This window comes from Sphingomonas sp. 67-41 (assembly GCF_001899725.1).
Taxonomy (GTDB): Bacteria; Pseudomonadota; Alphaproteobacteria; order Sphingomonadales; family Sphingomonadaceae; genus Sphingomonas; species Sphingomonas leidyi.
Window position 1 is genome coordinate 200,548 of sequence record NZ_MKWJ01000023.1, and the last position, 25,358, is coordinate 225,905.

Here is a 25,358-nt window from a genome sequence, read left to right on the forward strand (position 1 = left end):
ACCACCTCCGGGGGAGCGGCCGCCCGGCCGCTCCCGCTGGCGCCGCCGCCCGCAAGCGGGCCTCGCATTGACCCCAGGCCCGGGGGGACTATTTTCCGCCCCATGCTGCACGATCTCCCCGTGGGCAGGGCCCTGCGCCGCTTCCGTATCCTGAACGGGATCAAGCAGGGTCATGTCGCCGAGCACCTGGCGGTGACCCAGGCGAGCGTGTCGCGCTGGGAAAGCGGCATGCACGAGCCGGAGACGGCCATGCGCGAGCGCATCCTGGCGATGATCGCCGCCAGTGCCGGCAACGACGCGGACGCGGCGCTGAAGCGCCTGATCGAAACGTCGAGCGCCCCGGTGCATCTCGTCTGCGATGCCACCCATCGCCTGCTCGCCGCCTCACCCGCCCGGGCGATGGCGTGGGCGGACAGCGCCGACAGCTTCCTGAACCGCTCGCTCTGGGCCTTTGCCAGCCCCGAGATCGTCGCCGCCGAAGAGGGGCTCGCCGGTCGCGGCTGGTATGATCGCCCGTTCCAGCGGCTGGAGTTCCACACCGGGCATAACGGCAGCGCGGTGATCGCCGTGCTGCCGGGCACGATGCGCTGGGAGACCGTGCCGCTCGCCGATGGCCGGGTCGGCCGCATCACCACCACGATCGCGTGCGATCCGGCATAGGGCCACGCCCCGATCGGAAGATCCCGTGATCCCTGCACAGGCGGGGATGACGGAGGATCGAATGGAGGTCAGCACCCCGGGGCCCGTATAATCTATTCGTGGCCATCGGCCGCCACCGCCCCTAGCAGGGCCGCATGCGCACGCCCTGGCCCCGAATCATCACGCTCTGGCTGGTCGGAATCCTCGCCGCGGCGCAGCTGGCCAAGATCTCCGCAATCGCGCCGATCCTGCGCGAGAGCTTCCATTTGTCGCTTCCCCAGATCGCCCTGCTCATCTCGCTCCTCGAAGTGGGCGGTGCCCTGTTCGGCTTCGTGGCCGGCCTGGGCCTTGCCCGCTTCGGCATGCGCGCGTTCCTGCTGCTCGGCGGCGCGACGCTCGCCGGCACCAGCCTGGTCGAGGCGATCGCGCCCAATCCCGCCATCCTGTTCTCCGCCCGCGCGGTGGAGGGTGTGGGCTATCTGCTGATGGTCATCGTCGCGCCCACCGCCATCGCCGCCCTCGCCACCGACCAGAGCCGCGGCCGCGCGCTCGCCCTGTGGAGCACATTCGTGCCCGTCGGCCTGGCATTGGGCAGCGCGGTCACCGCCTCGCTCGTCACGCTGGCGGGGCCGCGCGGCGTGATGCTGGTCTGGGCGGCGGCACTGGCCGCGATCACGGCGCTGCTCACGCGCTTCCCGCTCCCCGGCGCGAGCAGCCGGCGGATCAGGCTTCCCGCCCCTGCCGCCTGGATCTCCACTTTCGCCTTCGGGCTCTACACGCTGTTCGTGTGCGCGCTGCTCATGCTGCTGCCGAGTTTCCTGGTCGAGCGCAGCGGCGCCCCGATCGAGCAGGTCGGGCTGATCACCGCTCTGGCTTCGCTCGCCGCCCTGCCCGGCTCGGCCGCCGCCATGTGGATGATGCGGGGCGGGGCGCTTGGCCGGCGCCGGATGATGCTCGTCTCGACGCTTGCCCTGCTCGCCACGCTGCCGCTGGTCCTCTGGCTCTATCGGGGTGCCGGGGCGAGCCTGGTCGAAAGCGGTGTCCTCGCCGTCGGCGCCACGCTCGTCAGCGGCCTCGTTCCCCCGCTGATGTTCGCCCGCCTGCCGGCCCAGGCCGGCGCCACCACGCCCGACGATCCGCGGATCGCGGCGGCGAACGGCCTGATCACCCAGTTCGGCGCGGGCGGTGCGCTGCTCGGCCCGCCACTGGCCGGCATGGTCGTCGCCACCTGGGGCTGGCCGGCGCTCGGCATCGCGCTGATCGCGCTGGTCCTGGCGATGCTGGCCTGCCTGCTGGTCGCCGAAAGCCTCTGACGCGGTTTGACAACACCCGGCCCAGGCCCCATCCTCCCACCATGACGTTTCGCGTGCCCATGCTGCGATACCGCATTCATGCGGGACAGTCCCTGGCAGGCAACTAGCCCCGGGTTCTCCTCAGGCATGTCCCGGAGATCCGGGGCCAAGCAGCGCGCCGTTCGGCGCCCCGGCGGCATCGCCGCCTTTGCCTGGGAGTTCCAAAGGATGAGCAAGACCCGCAAGGCGGCCAGCCGGCCGCCGATCGACATGATCGATTCCGAAGCCGAACGGCTCGCCGGCCTGGCGCTCAGCGTCGAGCGCCGCTTCCCCGCGGTCAGCGCGCTGCTGCTCCGCGAGACCGAACGCGCAAGGCTGCACAGCGCGGCCGCCATCTCGCCCGACACGGTGACGATGGGCTCCACGGTGGAGTTCGTCGACGACAGCAACGGCACGCGGCGCACCGTCACGCTCGTCTATCCGCCCGACGCGGATATCTCCCGGGGACGAATCTCGATCCTCACGCCCGTCGGCGCGGCGCTGATCGGGTTGCGGACGGGCCAGTCGATCCTGTGGCCCGATCGCCACCTCACCGTGCTGCAGGTGCGCCGGGCCGGACCGGGCTGACCCCGGCTCAAACCAGCAATTCGGCCGCCGGCGGATGCCCCAGGAACGCGCTGGGGCTCGCGCTGGCGCCATAGGCCCCGGAGGCGAATACCGCGATCCTGTCCCCCACCTCGGCGCGGGGCAGCGCCACGCGGTCGGCCAGCCGGTCCAGCGGCGTGCAGAGCGGGCCGACGATCGTCACCACTTCCTCCGCCGGATCCTGCATCCGGTGCGCCACCGCCACGGGATAGTTGCGGCGCACCACCGTGCCGAAATTGCCGGTGGCGGCGAGGTGATGGTTCAGGCCGCCCTCGACCACCAGGAAAGTCTCCCCCTGGCTCTCCTTCCGGTCGATCACGCGGGCGAGGTACACGCCCGCCTCGCCCACCAGCCAGCGGCCGAGCTCCACGGCATATTCGGTATCCAGCCCCTGGATCGCCGCGCCCAGCGCCGTGCCCACCGCCGCCACATCGAGCGGCGCGTCGCCGGGGAAATAGGGGATGCCGAAGCCGCCTCCCAGGTTCACCAGCGGCGGCCGCGCGCCGGCCTCGTCCGCCAGCCGCGCGGCGAGCGCCACCGTGGCCGCCTGGGTCTCGATCACCGAGGCGGCGTCCAGCGCCTGCGATCCGGCGAAGATGTGGAAACCGCGCCACTCCGCGCCGGCTTCGATCACGCGCCGCACCAGCGCCGCCGCCCGGCGCGCATCGACGCCGAAGGGCGAGGCGCGCCCGCCCATCTTCATCCCCGATCCGCGCAGCTCGAAATCCGGGTTCACCCGCACCGCGAGCCGCGGCGTCACGCCCAGCCGGCCCGCGATCGCGAACGCGCGCTCGGCCTCGGCCTCCGATTCGAGATTCAGCGTCACGCCCGCGCCCAGCGCCGCTGCCAGCTCGGCATCGCGCTTGCCGGGGCCCGCGAAGCTGATGTCCGCCGCCGCCATGACGTCACGCGCCCGGGCCAGCTCGCCCGCCGAGGCCACGTCCATCCCGTCCACCAGCGGCGCGATGCGTTCGAGCAGCGGCGGGAACGGATTGGCCTTGATGGCATAATGGACGCCGATATTGGCCGGCAGCGCCGCGCGCAGGCGGGCGATACGCGCCGCCACCACCGTGAAGTCGTAGACATAGGCTGGCGTCTCGACGTCCGGCCATGGAAGTGCGCGCAATGCCGCAAATTCGGGCGGGATCGGGCCATGCGGTTTCGCGGTAACGGTCATTTGTCCCCCAAGCTCGCCCTGAGCGCCGTCCGGTCCAGCTTGCCATTGGCGTTGCGCGGGAGTTCCGGGCGCCAGTCGTAGCGCGCCGGCTGCATGAAGCTCGGCAGTTCGCGCCGCAGCCGCTCGCGCAGCGCGGTCTCGCGGCTGCCGTCGCCGCGCGCAATCACCAAGATCGCCTGGCCCAGCCTTTCGTCCGCCACGCCGAACGCCGCCGCTTCGCCGGTCTCGCCGCCCGAGAGCACGGCTTCCTCGATCTCGGTGGGGCTGATCCGGTTGCCCGCCGATTTGATCATCTCGTCGTCGCGGCCGACGAAGCGGAGCAGCCCGTCATCGCCCAGCCGCACGGTGTCGCCCGACCACACCGCCATGCCGCCGCTCTCGGCAAAGGCCGGCGCGGGACGGAAGCGCTGCGCCGTACGCTCGGGGTCGCGCCAATAGCCCTGGGCGACCAGCGGGCCCGCATGGACCAGTTCGCCCAGCGAGGCGCGCGCACCGTCCGGACCGACCACGACGATCTCGGCAAACGGAATGGCCGTTCCGATCGAATCGGGATGCGCATCGACCAGTGCAGGATGGAGATAGGTCGATCGGAACGCCTCGGTCAGCCCGTACATCGGATAGAGGTCGGCATTGGGGAAACGCGCCCGCAGGTCACGTACCATCCTGGGAGTAAGCGCGCCCCCCGAATTGGTTAGCCGACGAAGCTTCGATGCTATCTCAACTGGCCACTCCGCCTCGAGCAGCTGCACCCATAGCGGCGGGACCCCGGCCAGGCTGGTGATGCCAAAACGTTCGACTGCCTTTATGACGTCGCGCGCGGTCAGATAGTCGAGCGGCACCACCCGGGCGCCCGCGGCCCATGTGGAAAGGAGCTGGTTCTGCCCATAATCGAAGCTGAGCGGCAGCACGCCGAGCACGCGATCTTCAGATTTCATCTCAAGATAATGGGCTACGCTTATGGCTCCCAGCCATAAATTGGCATGACTCAGCATCACGCCCTTCGGCCTGCCGGTCGATCCCGAGGTATAGAGGATCGCCGCGAGCGCATCGGTGTCCGCTTCGGAGGGCGGAAGCGTCCGCTCCGAGGCGAGCGCGCCCTCGTCCACCACCCGGCAGTCGGCACCGACATCGCCAGCTTCGAGGGCAGCAAGACGCGCCTGTTGGGAAACCAGCGCCCGCGCGCCCGAATCGGCCAGGATATGCGCCAGCTGGGCCCGTTTGAGCACCGGGTTCACGGGCACGTGCACCAGCCCCGCCCGCGCTGCCGCCAGCGGCATCAGGCAGGCGGTCCGCGTCTTGGGCAGCCAGCTGGCCACCCGGTCGCCGGGCTCCAGGCCCAGCGCCCGCAGGGCATGGGCCATGCCGCCCACTGCCGCCTCCAGCTGGGCATAGGTGAGCGTGCCCGCCTTGTCCTCCAGCGCCACGGCCTGGGGCTTCCCGCGCGACGGCAGGGCATCGAGGGGCCGGGGAACGGGGTCGAGCGCTATCACCCGCACACCCTTATACTTGGCAGCGCCCGCGCCAACCCTTACGGGAGCGAAAAACCGGCAGGGGAAGTGCATTGCAGCCCGATGGGTCGCTCCAAGTCGAAGATACCGTCCGCGGCGTGCTCCGCGACGTGCTGGGCCTGAGCGCGGAGCGCGTGGCCGATTTCCGTGCGGACACGCCGCTTTTCGGCGCGCTGCCCGAGCTCGATTCGCTCGCCGTGGCGGGCGTCCTCACCGAGCTGGAGGACCGGCTCGGTATCCTGATCGAGGATGACGAGGTGGATGGCGAGATGCTCGAGAGCTTCGGCGCCCTCACGCGCTTCGCGGCGGCCAAGGCGCTCCGGTGATCGATCACTATGACTGGGCCGGCGGGCGGGAGGCGATGCTGCGCTTCGGCCCCGCCACCGGCCCGGTCGTGGTCGCCGCGCTCCCGCTGTTCGAGGAAGCCAACCGCACCCGCGCCTTCGTGGTAACGATCCTGCGCCTGCTCGCCGCGCGCGGCATCGCCGGCGCCCTGCCCGATCTGCCGGGCCAGGGCGAGAGCCTGATGCCCACGCACAAGACCTCCATCCTCAAGATGCAGGACGCGTTCGGCTTCGCATGCGACAAGTTCGATCGCGAGGGGCGCAACTGCTATGCCATCGGGCTGCGCAGCGGCGCCTTGCTCGATGCGCTGGCCCTTGCTGCCGGGCGTTGGCATTTGGCACCACAGGACGGGCCGCAGCTTTTCCGCGAGCTCACGCGGATCAAGCAGGTCGAGCTGGGCGGCAGGCCGCTCGGTGACTCCTGGTATTTCGACAATACCCTGCCCGAGGAGGCGGGGGATCCGCCCGTCGAGATTGCCGGCACGCCGATCTCGACCGACCTGCTGACGGATCTGCAGGTGAAGACGCCCTTCGACGAGCCCGGCATTCCACGCCGCGTGGTGCGCCTCGATACCGACCCCAATCCGGCCGACCGCAAGGTGGATGCCGCCCCGCTCTGGCGCCGCGCCGAGCCCGGCAACGATCCCGCGCTGGCCGCCCTGCTCGCCGACGATATCGCCACCTGGATCCGCACATGCGAAAGCTGATCGCGTTCCCCTGCGCCGGCGAGACTCTGGTCGGCACGCTCGACGATGCCGCCGGGACTACCGGGCTGCTCATCGTTTCCGGCGGCAATGAGATTCGCATCGGCGCGCATCGCGGCATGGCGCTGCTGGCCGAGCGTGTCGCCCGGGCCGACTATCCGGTCCTGCGCTTCGATCGCCGCGGCATCGGCGATTCCACCGGCGAGAATCGCGGGTTCGAGTCGAGCGACGAAGACATCGCCGCCGCCGCCGCCGCCTTTCGCGAGACCGGCGTCGAGCGGATCGTCGCCTATGGCAATTGCGACGCCGCGACTGCCCTCGCCTTCTTCCACGCCCAGGCAGGCATCGATGCCCTGATCCTCGCCAACCCCTGGGCCGTCGAGCCAAGCGACGAGATGCCGCCGGCCGCCGCGATCCGCTCGCACTATGCCGCCAAGCTGCGCGACCCCCGGGAATGGCTTCGCGCCGCCCGGGGCGGGGTAGATATCGCCAAGCTGGCCAGGGGCCTCGCCAAGATCTCGAAGCGCCCGCCGCGGCCCGCGGCCTCGCTCGCCAGTCGCCTCGCCGCCGCGCTGCCCGAGGCGCAGGTGCCGGTGACGATCCTGCTGGCGAAGGGCGACAATACCGCGATCGCCTTTGCCGATGCCTTCAAGGATCCGGCATTCGATGCGGCACGGGGCAAGGTGACGATCGAGCAGCTGGACAGCGCCAGCCACAGCTTCGCGAGCGCGGCCGACAAGCACTGGCTGCTGGAGAAGGTGCTGAAGGCGCTCTGATTCCCCTCCCATCCAGGGAGGGGAACGGGAACTCACTCCGCCGCGTGCTGCACCACCGTCTCGAAGTCCGCCTCGGCCAGGAAGCGCTCCGCGTCGAGCGCCGCCATGCAGCCGGTCCCTGCGGCGGTCACCGCCTGGCGATAATGCTTGTCCATCACGTCGCCACAGGCGAACACGCCGGGCACGCTGGTCTTGGTGGTGCCGGTCTCGACCCGGATATAGCCATCGTCGTCGAGGTCGATATGGCCGCGGAACAGCTCCGTCGCCGGATGATGGCCGATCGCGACGAAGCCGCCATCGACTTCGATCTGCGACAGCTCGCCGGTCTCCATGTCCTTCAGCTCGATCCCCACCAGCCCTTCGGGCTGGCCGCCTGCGATGAAGCGCTCGACCTTCTTGTTCCACAGCACGCTGATCCGCTCGTTGGCGAACAGGCGCTGCTGCAGGATCTTCTCGGCGCGGAACGAATCGCGACGGTGGATCACCGTCACGTCATGGCTGTGATTGGTGAGGTAGAGCGCCTCCTCCACCGCGGTGTTGCCGCCGCCGATCACCGCCACCTTCTTGCCGCGGAAGAAGAAGCCGTCGCAGGTCGCGCAGGCGCTCACGCCCTTGCCCTGGAGCAGCCGCTCCGAATCGAGGCCCAGCCATTTGGCCTGGGCGCCGGTGGCGATCACCAGCACATCGCCCAGATAGACGGTGCCGCTGTCGCCCACCATGCGGAACGGCCGCTGCGAGACATCGACCTCGACGATCGTGTCCCACATCATCTGCGCGCCGACATGCTCGGCCTGGGCCTGCATCTCCTGCATCAGCCAGGGCCCCTGGATCACGTCGCGGAAGCCGGGATAATTCTCGACATCGGTGGTGGTCATCAGCTGGCCGCCCGGCTGGATGCCCTGCACCACGATCGGCGACAGGCCGGCGCGCGCGCCATAGATGGCGGCGGTCAGGCCGGCGGGGCCGGAGCCGAGGATCAGCATGCGAGTCGAATGGGTGGCGGTCATCATGGTTTCCGAAATGGCTGAGCCCCGCATCTAGGGGCTCGGCGAGGGTCGAGGCAACATGGGTAGTGTCGCACCGTCCGCAATGGCTGTGGACAACAGCTTTGGCTCGGCGGCCCAAAGCCCGGCTAGTACCGGGCGACCGCGGGAGACGCGCCTCCCGGCGCGCCTGGCCTAGCTTCCGGCGACGCGATCCGGGTGCGCCGCCCTCCAGGCGTCGACGCGTTCCGCCGCGTTGCGCCGGATCGCCGCGTAGAAGATGCCATAGTCGCCAAGGTGATAGCTGCCGAAGAGTACGCTCAGGACATCCTGGAAGCCGCGCGGCGCGGACCATGGGATATCGACGTCGAGCAGCCCAGCCGCGCACGCCGCGCCGGTGAGATGCGGCGTCAGTGCCGCCAGGGTCCTCCCCGGCGCGCCGGCCCGCTCCGTGGGGAAAGGCAGGCTGCCGGGATTGGCGACAGCCGGGGCCGCGCCTTCGCGGCGCCAGGTCAATGGATTGACGCAGATCGCCGGCGGCTGGCCCTTGTCCTTCTCGCGGCCGCGCCACCAATAGGTCTGGTCGCGCACCAGGCGAAACGCGCCGGTCCGGCCCTTCTGGCTGGTGTTCCAGGACAGGATGCAGCCGGTCTGGCGGGCATCGTCGCAGACCGGCAGGCCGATCGCTCCGAAATCCGACGGCGCATAGGCCCCGATCACATAGGCAGCGACCAGCCGGGCCTGGAGCGGCGTGCCCAGTATTTCCGCCTGAAGGAGCCGCACCGCGTGCATCGCGCCCTGGCTGTGCGCGGCGATCAGGAACGGCCGCCCGTGATTCTCATGTGCGATGAAATGGCGAAAGGCCCGCGCGACATCGGCATAGGCGAGCGCCACCGCCGGGCGGCTCTTCTCCAGCGCACGCAGCGAGGCCTGGCGATAATGCGGGGCGAAGATGCGGCAGCAGCCGTTGAACGCACTGGCCTGGCCGAGGAGGACGGCGGGGTCGAATTCGGACGGCACGGTATAGGCGACGTTCCAGACATCGCTCTGCTGATAGGTCGTCGGGTGGATGAAGAAGACATCGGCCGGCGCCGCGCCCTCCTCCACCGCGGCCATCCCCGGCGGCGTCGAGCGCTCCAGCCCGTTGCGGCCCGGAAACGCCAGCCAGGCATCGGCCTTGGCATAATCGGGTTCGGGCGGCACCTGCGCGGCATCGAAGGGCCGCGACGGCGATCCGAAGGTCGCGATGACGGTGGCGACCGGACCCAGGCGCAGCAGCCCCAGCAGAACGATCGCCCCGCACCCGGCCAGCGCGAGCAGCGCCGCCCGCTTCAAGAGCAGCCTCCGACGCACCTAGAATTGCCGGCGCACGCTCATGCCGATCGTCCTGGGCCGCAGGGTGATGGCCGCCTCGATCCCGCTCACGACATTATGGTCGAGCAGCGGCGCCTTATCGAGCAGGTTGTTGACGAACAGATCGACCTGCCATGCGCCGGTATCGATCAGCAGGCCGAGATTGACGAGGTCATAGGCCCTTTGCCGCCGGGTGAAGTTGTTGGCCGCGACCGGGCCGGCCGGCGTGTTGACCATGAAGCTGTCCTCGAACCCCCGCAGGCTCGAACTGCGATACTGATAGTCGGCCCGCGCCGTCGCACTGACGCCGCCGCCAAGCGCGACGCGATAAGCCATGTTGGCATTGGCGATCCATTTCGGCGTATCGAGGACCGGCTGGCCCACCTTGGCCGAAACCCCGGGCGCGCTCCTGGATATCTTGGCGTCGGTATAGCTCGCGGCGGCGCCGAGCGTCAGGCCGCCCGTCGCGAACTGGGCCGCCAGCTCCGCTCCCTTGATCTCCGCGCCGCCGACATTGCCGCTGAACGAGAATCCGCATCCCGGCAGGAAGACGTTCTGCTGGATATTCTTCCAGTCGGTATAGAAGGCGGCGCCGTTCAGGGTCAGGCGGCGGCCGAGGAACTGGTTCTTGCTGCCGACTTCATAGGTCCATAGCGAGTCCGAACGAAAGCTGACCGGCACCGCGGACAGGCCGAGATTGGCCAGATCGGCCTGGCACTGGCCCGGCGCCACCGCGAACGGGTTGCCGCCGCCGGGGCGGAAGCCCTTGGCCGCGCTCGCATAGATCAGATTGTCGCGGCTGGCGCGATAGGCGAGCCCGAATTTCGGATTGACGCCGCTTTCGCGCGTGCTGGCCGCCCCATGGGTATCCCCGCCGTTCAGCACGCCGTCGCCGCGGGTGTCGATCGTCTGCCTGAGGTTGAAATAGCGCAACGCGGCGGTGGCATCCAGGCCGGGCAGGATCTCGAAGGTGAGATCGGCAAAGGCCGCGAACTGAGTCAGCTTGCTGACGGTATTGCCGTGATAGACCTTGTCGGTGCCGGTCCCGAGCAGCGCGCCCACTCCGATCGAATTGACGGTCTGGTCGAGTTCGTCGCGCTGCCGCGCATAATAGAGGCCGGCGGTCCAGCGCAGTCGCGCCGCGGGATTGGCCGACGCCGCCCGCAGCTCCTGGCTGAACGTCCTGGTGCTGCTGTTCGACGCGTTGGGCGAGTTGACGCCGTACAGCGCGGGAACCAGCGTCGCGATGTAGAAGGAATAGTCCCGGTCGAAGCGGACCGACCGATCGACATAGGCGGTGAGCGAAGTGATATCGACCTCGCCCAGATGCTTGACCATGTTCAGCGAATAGACGCCGAGATCGTCGTCGGTCGGCTGCGCGAGGCGGAACGAGCTCTGCAGATCGGGAAGATTGGTCCAGAAGACGCCGCTATTCTTCTGCCGATAGGCCTGGCGGAACAATGCCGGCGTGATGTCCAGCGACGGATCGGGTTGCCAGAGCAGCGCCGCCTTCACGGCCAGCACATGGTCGGAATTCTGGTTCCTGTCGGCCAGCATGCTCAGCGAGGGACGCACGAGCGGCGTCAGCGCGGCGGGCGGCGCCGTCGTGCTGGTCCGCACATCGACGGCGGCTCCGTTCGCCACATTGTCGATAAAGCCGGCATTGTCGCGATACAGGGCCCCGGTGCGCAGCACGAGCTTGTCGGACAGCGGCAGATTGAGCACCGCCTCGCCCTGATAGGAGATGCCGCCATGCGCGGTGCTCGAAATGCCCGCCGCGGTATCCAGCGTGGTGTTGCCCGGTTCCGGCGCGCGGCTGACATATTTGATCGCGCCCCCCATTGCGCTGCCGCCATAGAGCGTCCCCTGCGGCCCCTTGAGGATCTCCACCCGGCCGAAATCGAAGAACACGGGGTCGGCCGCGCCGCTGAAGGCATTGGTCGCCCCGAGCAGCGATATGTCGTCGAGATAGATGCCGACGGTGGGGCTTGGCGAAGTCGTGCTGACGCCGCGGATGCTGTACCGGCTCTGGCCCAGCTCGGCGCCCGAGAAGGACACGCCGGGCACCTTGCGCAGGACGTCCTTGAAGTCGCGGGCATTGCCCTGGCGCAGTTCCGCCGCCGAAACGGCGTTCACGGAGAGCGGCGCATCCTGCAGGCGCTCGTTGCGCTTCCTGGCGGTGACCACGATCTCGTCGGGCGACGCGGCCCCCTCTTCCTGGGGCCTGGATTGCTCCGGCAGGTGCGCCTGCGCTCGCGCCGATGCCAAGGGAATGGCGCTGCCGATCGTCGCGAGCGCTAGTGCCGTCCAGGCAGTGCCGTGGAGATGATGTCGCATTATGTCCTACCCTCCCTCCCAACCGGGCGTCCCCTGCCCTGCGCGCCGCGCCTTGTTGGGGGTCGCGTCGCCTCTATGGGAAATCAACCCGATCACTCTTCACCCCTTTTGACGAGACGTTGTTATGCGCGGACCCGGATCGCTTATGGCGCGCGCAGAAAATCGACCGGGAGCAACGCGCCCCATGCGCGATCGGTCCGATTTGGCAGGAACCGGCTTCCGTGCGAAGCTGAGCATTGGCATGCCGCCAATCGAGGCAAGACCATGGCGACCGCAGAGCTGCAAGGAGCACAACCGCCGGGAAAGGTTCCGCACTATGTAAATGGGCGCTTCGAACAATTCCTCCGCGACGACGAGATCAGTGGCGTGGTGATCGACGGCCGTTCCCGCGGCCGGATCGACGAGCAGCTGGTCGGCGACGGCCGGCTGACGTTCAAGGTGCAGCTGACCGGCGCGGGACAATATCAGTTCAACGACGCGCCGGCCTCGGAGATCGCCGGGGAGTGCCTGGTGATCGCGCACCAGCCCCTGGGCGTCGTCAAGCGGCAGATCATTCTCGACGATACCGAGGAACGCTCGGTGACTCTGTTCCTTCCCCGCCTGGACAATGGCCGGATCGCGGGCTTCGACGACGAAGCGCGGGAAGTCCGGGCCGCCAGTGCGTTCCTGGCCCAGCGCCTGCTGTTCCGGCGCTATCAGCTGCCGCGCGCCGCCGCGCTCTGTGCCGCCGAGATTCTCGACGCCCGCCGCTCGCCCTGGACGCAGGAACGGTTCAAGCGCGCCAAGATCGACGAATTGACCTGCCTGCTGCTCGATTTCTTCATCAGCCAGTTCAACCATCCCGACAATCACGGCCTCACCGAGCGTGAAGTCCGCCGCGTGCAGCAGGTTCGCGCGATCATCGCCGAGCATCTCGACCGGCCGCTCGGCGTCGCGGAACTGGCCAGGGCGGTCGGCACCAACCGGACCCGGCTGAACACCGCGTTCCGCGCCTATTATGGCGAGACTATCGGCCAGGCGCTGCAGAAGGAACGAATGGAAAGCGCCCGCTTCCTGCTGGGCGAGGATACGCTGTCGATCAGCGAGATCGCGGAGCGATGCGGCTATGGCCATCTCAGCAACTTCTCGCTCGCCTACAAGGCCTATTTCGGAATGAGCCCGTCGGTCGCGCGCGGCAGTACGGCATGAAGACAGTACGGCATGAAGGCAGTGCCGCATAAATAGTGCGCCCGGCATAATCCATCCGCCGCCGCCATAAGCATGCCGCCGCCATTCGGGCCTAGGGTCGCATCGTGCCTTCCCACAGGCGGAGGTTCGACGATTGGAGCCATCATGAACCCGGCCATGCTTCTGGATCGAGAGATCGCCCCGCTCGTGGCCGAGATGACGGCCTGGCGGCGGCACTTTCACCAGCATCCGGAGCTGGGCTTCGAAGAAGTGGAAACCGCAGCCTTCGTCGCCGACCGGCTGCGCGCCTGGGGCATCGAAACCCATGTCGGGCTGGGCGGCACCGGCGTGGTGGGCGTGATCCGGGGCGAGGAGCCCGCTCCGGGCGCCGCCGCGCCGAGCATCGGGCTGCGCGCCGATATGGATGCGCTGCCGATCGAGGAGCGGGGCCAGGCGCCGCATCGCTCGGCCCGGCCCGGGCTGATGCATGCCTGCGGGCATGACGGCCACACCGCCATGCTGCTCGGAGCGGCGCGGATACTGGCCGGGCGGCGCGATTTCGCCGGAACGGTCAATCTGATCTTCCAGCCGGCGGAAGAGGGCCTGGGCGGCGCACGGGCGATGATCGACGCGGGCCTGTTCGAGCGTTTTCCCTGCGACGCGGTGTTCGCGCTGCACAATGCGCCACCGCTGCCGCTCGGCACGGCGGCAGTGCATGCGGGGCCGGCCTGCGCCGGCGCCGCACGCTTCCAGGTGGAGGTGCGCGGACGGGGCGGCCATGCGGCGACGCCGCATCTCACGGCCAGCCCGATATCGGCCGCGGCGGCGCTCGTGCCGCTGATCGAGGCGATACCGGCGCGCCGGATCCAGGCAAGCGGCATGGCGGTGGTCACCATCGGCTCGATCAATGGCGGCGACGCGTTCAACGTCGTCCCCGATGCCGTGACCCTCACCGGAACCGCGCGCGCGTTCGACGGAGCGACGATGCAGGCGCTGGAGGCGGAGATTCGCCGCTGCTGCTCGGGCGTGGACCGGGCGCACGACGTGACCTGCGACATGCGCTTCGAGATATTGTTCCCGCCGACCGTCAACCATGCCGGCGAGGCCGGGATCGCCGCGGCAGCGCTGAGCGAGATGCTGGGCCATGCCGCAGTGATCCGCGATATGCCGCCGGTCACCGGCTCGGAGGATTTCGCCTATATGCTGGAGCGCCTGCCCGGCGCCTATGTGCTGCTCGGCACCGGCGGTACCAAGGACACGCCGATGCTCCACAGCCCGGACTATGACTTCGAGGATCGGCTGCTGCCGATCGGCGCCAGCTTCTTCCTCAAGCTGGTCGACCTCAAGCTCCGCACGCGCCGCGAACCGGCATGACCGAGGCCGCGGGGGAGCATTTCGACTATGTCGTGGTCGGCGCCGGCGCGAGCGGTTGCGCCGTGGCCGGGCGGCTGGCGAGCCTGCCGGGAACCAGGATCGCGGTGCTGGAGGCGGGGCGCGCCGGCCGGCTGCGGATCGAAGCGATCCCCGCCGCGACGATCCATACCAACGGCCACCCCTTCTACGACTGGAAGCTGGTTTCCCAGCCGGATCCAAGCCGCCTCGACCGGGCCGAGGATTGGCCCCGGGGGCTCGGCCCGGGCGGCAGCACGCGGATCAACGGGATGATCTTCGTCCGCGGCGCGCCCGAGGATTTCGATGCCTGGCGCGATCTCGGCGCGCCAGGCTGGGGCTATCGCGACCTGCTGCCCTATTTCCGGCGCATCGAAACCGTTGGCGATGCCGAATCCCAGGTTCGCGGCGCCACGGGGCCGCTGCACGTGTCTCCCCTGCCCTATGTCCATGCGTTGACGCCGCGCTTCATCGAAGCGGCCGGCGAAGCGGGCCTGCCGTTCAATCCCGACACCAATGGCGTGCGGCAGGACGGCATCGGCCATGTGCAGAGCTCGGCCAGGAAGGGCCGCCGCCACGACAGCTACACGGCCTTTCTGAAGCCCGCGATTTCCAGCGGCGCCGCCAGGATGCTGGAAGGGGCGCGGGCGCGGCGGGTGATCTTCGAGAATGGCCGGGCGATCGGCGTGGAGTTCGAACAGGGCGGCATGGTCCGCACTGTCTTCGCGCGCAGGGCGGTCATTCTGTCCGGTGGCGCGATCCATACGCCGCAACTGCTGATGCTGTCGGGAATCGGCCCGGCCGCCCGGCTGCGCGCGCTCGGCATTCCCGTGCTTGTCGACGCGCGCCAGGTCGGCGGCAACCTGATGGAGCATGCCGGCATCTGGATGGGGCTCAGGGTATCGGTCCCCACCCTCAACCAGCAGGCCAATCTGGCTGGAATGGCACGCGCGCTGCTGCTCTGGCTGGCGGGAAAGGGCCCTGCCGCCGCACCGACGGCCCAGGCGGTCGGCTTCGCGCGAACCCTGGCCGGGCTGTCGTCGCCGGACATCCAGATCCACTTCACGCCGTTCGGCCGCGACGCCGAACGCAAGCTGGCGCCGTTTCCGATGGTCAGCGTCGTCGCCAGCGTGAACCATCCGCTAAGCAAGGGCCGGATCGACCTGGCGAGCAGCGACCCTACCGCCGCACCGCTGATCTTTCCCCGGTTGCTCGACGCGCCCGAGGATGTCGCGACCCTGCGTCGCGGCGTGGCGCTGTGCAGCCGGATCGTCGATGCGCCGGCATTCCGCGACTATGTCGAGGAACGGATCGGCTGGCCCGACCTGAATGCCGACGATGCCGAGGCCGAGCGCCAGATCCGCGGCCTCGCGACACCGCTCTATCACCCGGTCGGCACCTGCCGGATGGGATCGGATGCCGGCTCGGTGGTCGATCCGGCGCTCAGGGTCCGCGGCGTCGAGGGGCTCTTCGTCGCCGATGCCTCCATCATGCCCCGCCATATCAGCGGGAACACCCAGGCCGCCGCCATGATGATCGGCGACAAGGCCGCAGACCTGATCGGAACGTCTTTATGAATTCTCCGGCCGCCCGGAATATCCCGGCATGGGATACGCCCCTGCCGAAAGCGCTGGGTCACGCCTGGATCCGGGGCGAGGCCCGGGCATTTGGCGGGAATCCGATCGTCAGCGTCGATCCGACGACCGGCGCGGTGTCCGGAGACTTCAGCGATGGCGGCGCGCCCGCGGTCGAAGCGGCGGTGGTCGCGGCGCGCGCGGCCTTGCGGGGGGATTGGGGCAGGATCGACGGCGCCGAGCGCGCCGCGCTGCTGCTGGCCTGGGCCGCGCGCATTGCCCAGGAAGTCGAGCAGCTCGCCTGGCTGGAAACGCTGGAAGTCGGCCGTCCGGTGGCCGATGCCAGGGCCTTGATCGCACAGGGACCGCTGCTGATCGGCCATTATGCCAGCATGATCCCCGCACTCGAGGAGATCGCCGAGGGCGCGATCCGGCGACCGCGCGGAGTGATCGGGGCGATCACCCCGTGGAATTTCCCCACCGCCAATGTGCTGATCCGCGCGATCCCCATCCTGGCGGCCGGCAATACGCTCGTCCTCAAGCCGTCGGAACTGTCGCCGCGGTCCGCCGTCCTGCTCGCCCAGCTGGCAAGCGCAGCGGGCCTGCCGCCCGGCGTATTCAACGTGGTGCCGGGGGCCGGACACACGACCGGCGCGACGCTCGCGGCGCATCCCGGCGTCGACATGATCGCCTTTACCGGTTCGACATCGACGGGCCAGGCGATCATCCGGGCCTCGGCATCGCGGTCGCTCAAGCCGCTGACGATGGAATGCGGCGGCAAGTCGCCCCAGCTGGTGTTGCCCGACATGATCGACCGGCCCGAGATCTGGCCGGGCGTCTTTGCCGCCGCCTTCTGGAACACCGGCCAATGGTGTTCGGCGCGGACCCGGCTGCTGGTGCCCAGGGGCGGCCTGGACGCCGCGGTGGAAGGGCTGCGCGCCGCGGCTGCCGACTGGCCGGTGGGCGACCCGCGCGATCCGGCGACGCGGCTGGGGCCGCTCGCCAGCCGCAAGCAATATGACACCGTCCAGGGCTTTCGGGAGATTGCGCGCCGCACGGCCCGGGTGGTGCCGCTGTCGACCGTGCCCGAGGGCCTGCCGGCGAACGGCTTCCATGCCGCGCCCGAACTGGTGCTGGGCCCGCCACAGGATGGCGCGCTGGTCCAGCAGGAGATATTCGGCCCGCTGCTTACGCTGCAGGAATATGCCGATCTGGACGAAGCGATCGGGCTTGCGGACGATGGCCCCTATGGCCTTGCGGCGACCATCTGGGGCGCGGATCGGGACGCGGCCGCGCGGATATCCGCCGGTCTGCGGGTCGGATCGGTGGACGTGATCGCGACGGCCGGGGCACGGCCGGGCGTGGCGCTGGGCACTCCGTTCGAGCCGCGCAAGCAATCCGGTTTCGGAGTCGAGGGCGGGCTCGCCGGTCTCGCCGCCTTCACCACGCCCCAGGCGATCGCGCATGCAGTCTGACATGTCCAGGGAATCGCGGACCAGCCTGGCCGCATTGATCGTCATCGGCACCGGCGCGATGACCAGCGCCACGCTGAGCCCGGTGATGCTGGGCCTCTATATCGACGAACTTCGCCTCACTGCCTCGCAGGCGAGCCTGGCGCTGGCCGCGGAGAACGGCGCCTATGCGCTGGGGCTGCTGCTCTTCTACCTCGTCCTGCACCGGGCGCGGCGCCCGATGCTCGCCGCGATCGGGCTCGCGGTCATGATCGTCACCAGCCTGTTGACCGCCAGGGCGGGCGGCTTCGTGCCGTTGCTGGCGATCCGCGCTGCCTTTGGCCTGGCGATGGGCTTCACTGCATCGACGGTGTTCGCCGCCTATGCCGGGCGTGCCGATCCGCAGCGGGTCTGGGCGATAGCCACCTTCGTCAACCTGGCCTATGCCGCCCTGCTCCTCGCCCTGTCGGGATGGATCGCCCAGACCTTCGGCCTGACGGGCATCGTCGCGATCCTGGCGGTCGTCGCGGCGATCGGCCTCGCCTGCACGCGGTTGATCCCGCCACCGCCCCGCCCGGCGCAAGAGGCGCATGCCGGCCCCATCGCGCGCGGCCTGACCATCAACGTTCCGGCCAGTTGCGGCGCGCTGGCGCTGCTCTGCCTCTATGCCGGCCATACCACCTTATGGTCGTTCCAGGAGCGGATGGGGCTGACGATCGGTCTCGATCGCAGCCAGGTGGGCGTGCTGCTTGGCATTTCGGTGCTCGGCGCGATCGCCGGCGCCTTGCTGTCGATGGCGGCCGGGCACCGCTTCGGCCAGCGCGGGCCGAATGCCCTGGCCTTTGCCGGCCTGATCGCCTCGGCGCTGCTGCTCGCGATGCCGCTGATGGCCGCCTATGTGGCAGGCGCGATCATCGTCAAGACCGCCTGGTTCTTCGGCCTGCCCTTCATCCTGGGCGCACTGGCCCGGCTCGACCGCAGCGGCCGCTGGAGCAGCATGGGAGCCGCCCTGCTCGCGCTGGGCTCCGCGATCGGGCCGGCGATCGGCGCTACCCTGGCCGGCTATGGCGCGCACATGATCGGCTTCCTCGCGGCCGGCCTGTATCTGATGAGCTTCCTGTTCACCGTGCCGCTGTTCGCTGCCGATCGATCCGCGGCGCCGCGCTGAGCCATGGCGCTGTTCGCCGAGAGCTATGCGGAGGCACGGCGCGCCTTCCGGGCCGCGATGAAGCGACTGGGCGGGCGGCTGGGGTCCGCATCCCTCCCCGGGGTCGGCGCCCAGGGCGAAGCGCTGAGCGTCGACTGGGCGGTCGTCGGGCCGGCGGGCGCGTCCGGCACCTTGTTGTCGATCTCGGGAGTGCACGGGGCGGAAGGCCATGCCGGGTCCGCCGCGCAGCGCGCCTTTGCCGCGATGTTCGATCCGCGCGAGCTGGGGGAGGATTGCAACCTGGTGATGATCCACGCGCTCAACCCCTGGGGCGTTTCGCATGGCCACCGGACCGATGCCGACAATGTCGATCTCTCCCGCAACTTCTGCGATTTCGATGCGCCGCTGCGATCCAACCCCCATTACGCCCGCGTGCACGACACCATCTGTCCCGATCGCTGGGACGACGGCCTGTCGAGCCGGGTCGGCGCATTGTTCCAGTCGATGACCGAGGAACTGGGCGCGGCGGCGGCGCTGACGGCGTTCACCGGCGGGCAGCACAGCCATCCGAACGGCATCGGCTTTGGCGGCGTCCGGCCGTCGCCGTCGCACGCGGCATTCGCGCGGATCGTCGAGAGCGAACTCTCCGCCTGTCGCCGCATGGCCTATCTCGAATGGCACACCGGCTTCGGCGACTATGGCCGCCCGCTGGTCGTCGCGCTCGATGCGCCCGGCACGGCGCCGCGAAACCGGATGGCGCGCTGGTGGGCCGATCAGGGCCTGCAAGGCGAGGACGAGGCCTTCGATTCGGGCGAGACGCCGGATTGGTCCGGGCTGCTCCTGCCGGGCCTGCGCCGGCTGGCACCGCATATCGAGATCGCAGGCGCGCCGATCGAGATCGGCACCGTCTCGAATTTCGAGGCATTCGAAGCCGTGATGATCGACCGGTGGCTGCGCCTGGGGCTCGAACTGGGGAGTGCGGATCTGCGTTCGGCGCTGCGGGCGAGATTGCGCGCGGCCTATGATCCGGCGGATCCGGCATGGCGCGCGCAGGTAGTGGAGATCGGCCGTTCGATGCACGTCGCCGCGTTGCGCGGCCTGCGCGCATGGCAAAGGGAAGCGCGTGCCGAAGCCTAGGCCGGCCCGTCGCGACGGGCTTCGACAATGGCTCGCATCGGCATTACCGATCCCCGTCCCCTTTCAGAGCCAATGGAAGACCGCCCATGTCGCACGCCCCGGAAACCTACGGCCTGGCTGCCTATGCCTATCTGCGCGCGCTGGTCGCGGAGCTGCGGGAGACCGATCCGGGTCTCCACGAGCGGGTCTTGCAGCGTGCGATCGCCGGCTATGGCGACAGACCGCGCCTCGGCGACCGGCCGATCATCCAGGCATTGGAGGCATTGCTATAGGCGGCCGCTCCCTCCCCGCGGGCCAAATCCGGAAGCGTCGGTTTTTTGGCCATCGCCTGCAACCGATCGCCGCGTCGCGATTTCATATGGGCTGGGACCGATGGCTGCCGCGGCACCGCAGGGGAGATGGGGGGTTCTGGACGTTTTCGATCTGACCAGGCAGCCCGATCTGATCCAGCCGGCCTATGCCTTCGACCTGCTCTTCCTGACGGCCGGCCTGAGCCTGGTCGGGATAGTGCTGTACGTCTGCTGGCGCAGGCCATGGCGGATGCTGTTCTACCTGCCGATCGCACTGGCCTGGGCGGCCGGGGCGGCGTGGATGACCTGGCACGATATCCGGCACACCCAGGCCGTGAGAGCTCTGGTCCGGAGCGGCCAGTTCGCCAGCGTCGAAGGGTGCCTCGATCGGTTCCATCCGGGACTGGCAAACCCGAGCGAAGCGGATTCCGGCCTCGAGCACTGGAGTGTCGCGGGACAGGAATTCCTCTATGCCGCAGACGAGGTTCGGCTCGGCTATCATCGGGTCGAGCCGAGCGGCGGCCTGGTCCATGCCGATTCCTGGGTCCGGGTCGGCTATGTCCGGGACGACATGCGCGGGCACAACGACATCGTCCGGCTCGAGGTGAGACAGCATGCCTGCCCGGCAGTGCCGGATCCCTGGCCGAAATGACGCCCTCAACCCCGTATCAAGCATGGGAGTATCGATGCTTCGCACCCTTTTCGCCGCCCCGATCCTGTGGGGAGCCCTCCTCGCCACGCCTGTGTCGGCATCGGCCGACCCGTTCTACGACGCCGCGCTCTGCAAGCCGCCCTATACGACGGACACGGCCACGGCACTCTATGAGGCCGCCGAGAAGCTTGCCAAGCCCGATGGCTCGATGCTGGGCGCCTATGTCTACAAGCTGCCGCGCGCACTCGGGCAGGACGGCTTCAGGAGCAGCGAGGTCATCTTCGCGGGCACTGCGGTGGGCGTTCTGATCGAAGGGCTCCAGGCCGATGCGCTGGCCGAACGCTATCGGTTGACGAAGGAGCGCTCCACGCTGCTCGGCACCGCGACCAAGGGCTATTCCCGCGCATTGCCCCAGGATCAGCAGCCGCAGCCCGATCTGGGCATTGTTTCGATCGTCGCGCGCGAGAGCCCTTCACTGCCTGGCAAGACGCTGCTCATGTGCGAGTTCGTCCTCAAGGCCGATCAGGAAGCGCTCGATCGCTACGAGAAGTCGCGCACCCCATAGTGCTGCCGCACGACGTACGGCACCGGCTCCCTTCCCCCGACAAGGTCCGCCATGGTCATCCTCTCGGCAATTTCATATTTTCTCACCCATCACCCCTTCTGGTCCTGGCTGGTCCTCGTCCTCATCGGGGTGCTGCTGGCCCATTTGCTGGCAAAATGGCGCGGAAGCGGCGGCTGGTACGGGCTGATCCTGGTCTTCTTCATCTATGGCCCGATCAACCTCTTCACCGCGCATATCTTCAATGCGCTGCTTCTGGAAGCATTCGGAGTCGATGGAACGGCGGTCATCACCCAGTCCGAGGAAACCAGCTCCACCCTGAACGATCAGAGTATCTGGGCCTATGACGCGGTGGTGAAGACGGCGGAGGGCAACGACGTGGTAACGCGCTTCGATACCATGTCCGCCAGCATCTATCCCATCACGAACGCCATCATGATCCCACCCAAGGGCGAGAGGTTCGCGATCCGATATATTCCGGGGCTTCCGCGCAATTTCGTGATCATGCGCGACCTGTCGCCCTATGGGAAAGAGTATCTCCTCGAGGAGGATCGCAGGCCGGTAGAGAAGGCCGCGGCGCAATTCGCGGCCAGCCCGAACAACAAGGCCTTTATCGCGGAATATCGGCGCGCGCTGGCGGCATTCATCGCCAAGCGCCGCAACGACGCCGATCCCGCGCTGATCGCGAACTATCAGGCGCAGCTCGATGCGCTGCCCCAGGCGGACTGAGGCCGGGCCGCTCCACGGCCGGCGCATACCTTCGTATATGCAGAAGATACCAGGATATGCCGACGGAAACGGACGTATCGATGTCGAAACCCTTCCGTTGATCTAGGAAGACTTCAGAAACTTCAGAGCCAACCGCCCTCGGTTGCTTGAGGAGCCAACGAACATGCCATGCGACAGTAGTCGAGAATCCGCGTCGCCATCGCTGTTCAACAGAAGCTGACCTTCCGGCTTCTCGCTGACAGCGCGGCGGCGCTGCAGCGAGGTACACCATGACTATACCGACAGAAGCGCAATATCACGCGCCGCCATCCCGCCGCCCAGAAAAGACGCAATCCCGAACGCCACTGCTCCGTCGCTCCATCCACGGGAACATTCCCTGGGTTGCAGGCCGCGGGATCGCGTCGGCGGCAGAGAGTCCGGCGCCGACCACCGAACGCCAGCAAAGGGCCCCGCGCTGATCGCGGCCCCGTCTCCGATCCTATCCGGAAGAAGCGACATGAACCCGATGACCAAGGCTATACCAGCCGCTCCCAAGCGCTCCCGCGACCTCACGCTGTCGGTGCGCGCAATCCGCGAGGCGCGGAACAGCGTTGGGACGACCCTCACCAACTTCCGCGCCAGCGGCGACGGCCTGACCGAGGCGGAAGCGGCAGCCCGCCTGGCCAAGGATGGGCCGAACGAAGTCGCGCACGATCGCCGCCCGCCAATATCCCTCCAACTGCTGCATGCCTTCGCCAATCCATTCATTGCGGTGCTGATGACCCTGGCGGCGATTTCGTCGATAACCGATATCATCATTCCGCTGCGCGAGAGCGAGACTGCGGACTATACCGGCGTCGTCATCATCGTGACGATGGTGATGCTGAGCGCGTTGCTGCGCTTCTGGCAGGAGTATCGCTCCGGCAAGGCGGCCGATGCATTGAAGGCGATGGTGCGCACCACTGCCACGGTGCGGCGGCGCGGGGACGACGATGCCGCGCCACGCACCGGCGAGATTCCCATGGCGGAGATCGTTGTCGGCGATATCGTCCAGCTTTCGGCCGGCGACATGGTTCCCGCCGATATACGCCTGCTCGAATCGCGCGATCTATTCGTCAGCCAGGCGGCGCTGACCGGGGAAGCGCTGCCGGTCGAGAAATATGACACCCTGGGCGCGGTGGCCGGCAAATCGGCCACCGCGGCGACCAACGATGACGCCAATGCGCTCGACCTGCCGACGATCTGCTTCATGGGCACCAATGTCGTTAGCGGCACCGCCACCGCAATCGTCGTCGCGACCGGCGCCAGGACCTATTTCGGCTCGCTGGCCAAGGCGATCATGGGCTCGCGCGCGGAAACCGCGTTCGATCGCGGCGTGAATTCGGTCAGCTGGCTCCTGATCCGATTCATGCTCGTGATGGTGCCGGTGGTGCTGCTGATCAACGGATTCACCAAGGGCGACTGGACCAACGCCTTCCTGTTCGCGCTCGCGGTCGCGGTTGGCCTCACGCCCGAGATGTTGCCGATGATCGTCTCGTCGAATCTCGCCAAGGGAGCGGTGGCGATGGCGCGCCGCAAGGTAGTGGTGAAGCGGCTCAACGCGATCCAGAATTTCGGCGCGATGGACGTGCTGTGCACCGACAAGACGGGCACGCTGACGCAGGATCGCATCATCCTCGAGCAGCATCTCGATATCCATGGCGAGCGCGACGACGCCGTGCTGCGCTATGCCTGGATCAACAGCCACCATCAGAGCGGCGTGCGCAACCTGATGGATCAGGCGGTGGTCCGCTTCGCCAGCGAATTGCCGGAAGTGATTCGCCCGGTCGAAGGCTATCGCAAGATCGACGAGCTGCCGTTCGATTTCGTCCGCCGCCGCCTCTCGGTGGTAGTCGAGGATGCCGCGGGCCGGCAGTTGATCGTCTGCAAGGGCGCGGTGGAGGAAATGCTCGGCATTGCCCACGCCATCCGCGATGGCGGCACGGTGCATCCGCTCGGCGATACGGAGCGCCATGCGCTGGTCGCCCGCGCCCGCGCCATGAATGCGGAGGGGTTTCGCGTGCTGGTGGTTGCGACGCGGACGGTGACGGGGGATGCGCGCAAGCCTCTCTACGGGATCGCCGACGAGCGGGATCTGATCGTCGAGGGCTTCCTCACCTTCCTCGACCCGCCAAAGGAAAGCGCGGCCCCGGCGCTCGCCGCGCTCGCCGCGCATGGCGTGGCCGTGAAGGTGCTGACCGGCGACAACGAGGTGGTCACGGCGCGCATCTGCCGCGAAGTGGGGCTCGAGCCGGGGCAGCCCCTGCTCGGGCGCGAGATCGAAGCGCTCGACGATGCGCGGCTGCGCGGGCTGGTCGACGAGCGGACGATCTTCGCCAAACTCACCCCGCTTCAGAAATCGCGGGTGCTCAAGGCATTGCAGGCGAATGGCCATACCGTCGGCTTCCTCGGCGACGGGATCAACGACGCCCCGGCGCTGCGGGACGCCGATGTCGGCATCTCGGTCGACAGCGGCACCGATATCGCGAAGGAATCGGCCGATATCATCCTGCTCGAAAAGAGCCTGATGGTGTTGGAGGAAGGCGTGCTGAAAGGGCGGGAGACCTTCGGCAACATCATCAAATATCTCAACATGACGGCCAGCTCGAATTTCGGGAACGTCTTCTCGGTGCTGCTCGCCAGTGCCGTCATCCCCTTCCTTCCGATGCTGGCGATTCAGATCCTGATCCAGAATCTGATGTACGACGTGTCGCAGCTCGCGCTGCCGTGGGACAGGATGGACCGCGAATTCCTCATGCGCCCGCGCAAATGGGATGCGCGCAACATCGGGCGCTTCATGATCTGGATCGGGCCGACCTCCTCGATCTTCGACGTGACCACCTTCGCGCTCCTGTGGTTCGTATTCGGCGCCAATTCCCCCGAGCACCAGTCGCTGTTCCAGTCGGGATGGTTCGTCGAGGGACTGCTGTCCCAGACGCTGGTGGTGCACATGCTACGCACCCAGCGCATCCCCTTCCTCCAGAGCGTCGCGGCGCCGGCGGTGCTGGCGATGACGGCGCTGATCTGCGCGCTCGGCGTGTTTCTACCCTTCTCCCCGCTCGGGCCGATGGTGGGATTCCAGCCGTTGCCCTGGCAGTATTTCCCCTGGCTGGCCGGCATCCTGCTGAGCTATTGCGTCGTCGCCCAGTCGATCAAGACGCTCTACATCCGGCGGTTCGGGCAATGGTTCTGAAGCGCGACGCATTGGCGTTCCTGCCGCCGTCCCCGCCGGAGGGCTGGCACGGCGATGGCAGGGGCAGACCACCCGAGGGGGCCAGCCCTCCGCCCGAGCCCTCGTGGCGGGCGTTTCTGGCGCGGCTGGTCGCCTGGGCGATGGCCACCGGCGCGATGCGCCTGCTCGCGATGGCCGCGATGCTCGCCCGGCACGGAGCGATCTCCCGGCGGCAATGGCTATATGCCTCGCGGTTCTGCCATCACCTCCAGCGGGCGGCGCTCGGCATCCTGCGCAGGAGCGGATGAACAT

23 protein-coding genes are annotated in these 25,358 nt (G+C 68.4%); 18 read left to right on the forward strand and 5 right to left on the reverse strand.

Translation table 11 applies throughout. The annotated features are described in order from the left end of the window. Positions 1-102: 102 nt before the first annotated feature. The 3 genes from BGP17_RS17595 to rnk all read left to right on the forward strand — a co-directional run bounded on the left by BGP17_RS17595 (position 103) and on the right by rnk (position 2,558). A complete protein-coding gene (locus tag BGP17_RS17595; RefSeq protein WP_286712912.1) occupies positions 103-660 on the forward strand; it encodes a helix-turn-helix domain-containing protein in 558 nt (185 codons plus the stop codon). A 134-nt stretch (positions 661-794) separates the two neighbouring features. Continuing rightward, entirely contained in the window at positions 795-1,952 is a 1,158-nt protein-coding gene (locus BGP17_RS17600; RefSeq protein WP_286712914.1) for an MFS transporter, read from the forward strand. Between the two features lie 207 nt (positions 1,953-2,159). Next, complete coding sequence (rnk, locus tag BGP17_RS17605; RefSeq protein WP_167298337.1) at positions 2,160-2,558, forward strand: nucleoside diphosphate kinase regulator; 399 nt, start codon at positions 2,160-2,162, stop codon at positions 2,556-2,558. Between the two features lie 7 nt (positions 2,559-2,565). Here the strand turns inward: rnk and BGP17_RS17610 are convergent, their stop codons facing one another. Together BGP17_RS17610 and BGP17_RS17615 are read right to left on the reverse strand one after the other, a co-directional pair. Further along, on the reverse strand, positions 2,566-3,753 hold the full coding sequence (locus tag BGP17_RS17610) for a pyridoxal-dependent decarboxylase, exosortase A system-associated (RefSeq protein WP_286712915.1): 1,188 nt from the start codon (positions 3,751-3,753) through the stop codon (positions 2,566-2,568). Next, entirely contained in the window at positions 3,750-5,243 is a 1,494-nt protein-coding gene (locus BGP17_RS17615; RefSeq protein WP_286712917.1) for an acyl-CoA ligase (AMP-forming), exosortase A system-associated, read from the reverse strand. The genes BGP17_RS17610 and BGP17_RS17615 overlap by 4 nt, the downstream gene beginning before the upstream one ends. A gap of 71 nt (positions 5,244-5,314) precedes the next feature. On the opposite strand from BGP17_RS17615, the gene BGP17_RS17620 reads away from it, so the two are divergent. Genes BGP17_RS17620 through BGP17_RS17630 form a run of 3 tightly spaced genes read left to right on the forward strand, consistent with a single transcriptional unit; the run spans position 5,315 to position 7,085 of the window. Next, complete coding sequence (locus tag BGP17_RS17620; protein ID WP_086129056.1) at positions 5,315-5,587, forward strand: acyl carrier protein; 273 nt, start codon at positions 5,315-5,317, stop codon at positions 5,585-5,587. Then, a complete protein-coding gene (locus tag BGP17_RS17625; RefSeq protein WP_286712919.1) occupies positions 5,584-6,312 on the forward strand; it encodes a hypothetical protein in 729 nt (242 codons plus the stop codon). Before BGP17_RS17620 ends, BGP17_RS17625 begins: the two co-directional genes overlap by 4 nt. Then, entirely contained in the window at positions 6,300-7,085 is a 786-nt protein-coding gene (locus tag BGP17_RS17630; protein ID WP_286712920.1) for a hydrolase 1, exosortase A system-associated, read from the forward strand. Before BGP17_RS17625 ends, BGP17_RS17630 begins: the two co-directional genes overlap by 13 nt. A gap of 32 nt (positions 7,086-7,117) precedes the next feature. Here BGP17_RS17630 and trxB read toward each other — a convergent pair whose 3' ends face one another. From trxB to BGP17_RS17645, 3 genes are all read right to left on the reverse strand, one after another. Then, positions 7,118-8,092, reverse strand: a complete 975-nt coding sequence (gene trxB, locus BGP17_RS17635; RefSeq protein ID WP_286712922.1) for a thioredoxin-disulfide reductase — start codon at positions 8,090-8,092, stop codon at positions 7,118-7,120. Positions 8,093-8,263: 171 nt separating this feature from the next. Continuing rightward, on the reverse strand, positions 8,264-9,403 hold the full coding sequence (locus tag BGP17_RS17640; protein WP_286712923.1) for a DUF3089 domain-containing protein: 1,140 nt from the start codon (positions 9,401-9,403) through the stop codon (positions 8,264-8,266). 18 nt (positions 9,404-9,421) lie between these two features. Then, positions 9,422-11,758 (reverse strand): TonB-dependent receptor, encoded by a 2,337-nt coding sequence (locus BGP17_RS17645; RefSeq protein WP_286712924.1) that lies wholly within the window; start codon positions 11,756-11,758, stop codon positions 9,422-9,424. A gap of 264 nt (positions 11,759-12,022) precedes the next feature. On the opposite strand from BGP17_RS17645, the gene BGP17_RS17650 reads away from it, so the two are divergent. The 12 genes from BGP17_RS17650 to BGP17_RS17705 all read left to right on the forward strand — a co-directional run bounded on the left by BGP17_RS17650 (position 12,023) and on the right by BGP17_RS17705 (position 25,354). Continuing rightward, positions 12,023-12,946 carry an AraC family transcriptional regulator gene (locus BGP17_RS17650; protein ID WP_167298330.1) on the forward strand — a complete coding sequence of 308 codons (924 nt, stop codon included), beginning with the start codon at positions 12,023-12,025 and terminating at the stop codon, positions 12,944-12,946. A 156-nt stretch (positions 12,947-13,102) separates the two neighbouring features. Continuing rightward, a complete protein-coding gene (locus tag BGP17_RS17655; protein ID WP_286712925.1) occupies positions 13,103-14,299 on the forward strand; it encodes an amidohydrolase in 1,197 nt (398 codons plus the stop codon). Continuing rightward, the gene (locus tag BGP17_RS17660; protein ID WP_286712926.1) at positions 14,296-15,891 is read left to right on the forward strand and encodes a GMC family oxidoreductase; all 1,596 of its coding nucleotides are present in this window, start codon (positions 14,296-14,298) and stop codon (positions 15,889-15,891) included. Before BGP17_RS17655 ends, BGP17_RS17660 begins: the two co-directional genes overlap by 4 nt. Continuing rightward, positions 15,888-17,363 (forward strand): aldehyde dehydrogenase family protein, encoded by a 1,476-nt coding sequence (locus tag BGP17_RS17665; protein WP_286712927.1) that lies wholly within the window; start codon positions 15,888-15,890, stop codon positions 17,361-17,363. The genes BGP17_RS17660 and BGP17_RS17665 overlap by 4 nt, the downstream gene beginning before the upstream one ends. A 1-nt stretch (position 17,364) precedes the next feature. Continuing rightward, positions 17,365-18,507, forward strand: a complete 1,143-nt coding sequence (locus BGP17_RS17670; protein ID WP_286712928.1) for an MFS transporter — start codon at positions 17,365-17,367, stop codon at positions 18,505-18,507. Positions 18,508-18,510: 3 nt separating this feature from the next. Next, complete coding sequence (locus BGP17_RS17675) at positions 18,511-19,623, forward strand: DUF2817 domain-containing protein (RefSeq protein ID WP_286712929.1); 1,113 nt, start codon at positions 18,511-18,513, stop codon at positions 19,621-19,623. Between the two features lie 86 nt (positions 19,624-19,709). Next, positions 19,710-19,895 carry a hypothetical protein gene (locus BGP17_RS17680; RefSeq protein ID WP_286712931.1) on the forward strand — a complete coding sequence of 62 codons (186 nt, stop codon included), beginning with the start codon at positions 19,710-19,712 and terminating at the stop codon, positions 19,893-19,895. 100 nt (positions 19,896-19,995) lie between these two features. Beyond that, positions 19,996-20,565 carry a hypothetical protein gene (locus BGP17_RS17685; protein WP_286712932.1) on the forward strand — a complete coding sequence of 190 codons (570 nt, stop codon included), beginning with the start codon at positions 19,996-19,998 and terminating at the stop codon, positions 20,563-20,565. 34 nt (positions 20,566-20,599) lie between these two features. Then, positions 20,600-21,130, forward strand: coding sequence for a hypothetical protein (locus BGP17_RS17690; protein ID WP_286712933.1), 531 nt, complete (start codon positions 20,600-20,602; stop codon positions 21,128-21,130). Positions 21,131-21,181: 51 nt separating this feature from the next. Beyond that, entirely contained in the window at positions 21,182-21,856 is a 675-nt protein-coding gene (locus tag BGP17_RS17695) for a hypothetical protein (RefSeq protein ID WP_286712934.1), read from the forward strand. A gap of 496 nt (positions 21,857-22,352) precedes the next feature. Continuing rightward, positions 22,353-25,067 (forward strand): magnesium-translocating P-type ATPase, encoded by a 2,715-nt coding sequence (mgtA, locus tag BGP17_RS17700; protein ID WP_286712935.1) that lies wholly within the window; start codon positions 22,353-22,355, stop codon positions 25,065-25,067. Further along, positions 25,058-25,354: a hypothetical protein gene (locus BGP17_RS17705; RefSeq protein ID WP_286712936.1), complete on the forward strand. Its 297-nt coding sequence runs from the start codon at positions 25,058-25,060 to the stop codon at positions 25,352-25,354. Before mgtA ends, BGP17_RS17705 begins: the two co-directional genes overlap by 10 nt. The last annotated feature ends 4 nt before the right edge of the window (positions 25,355-25,358 follow it).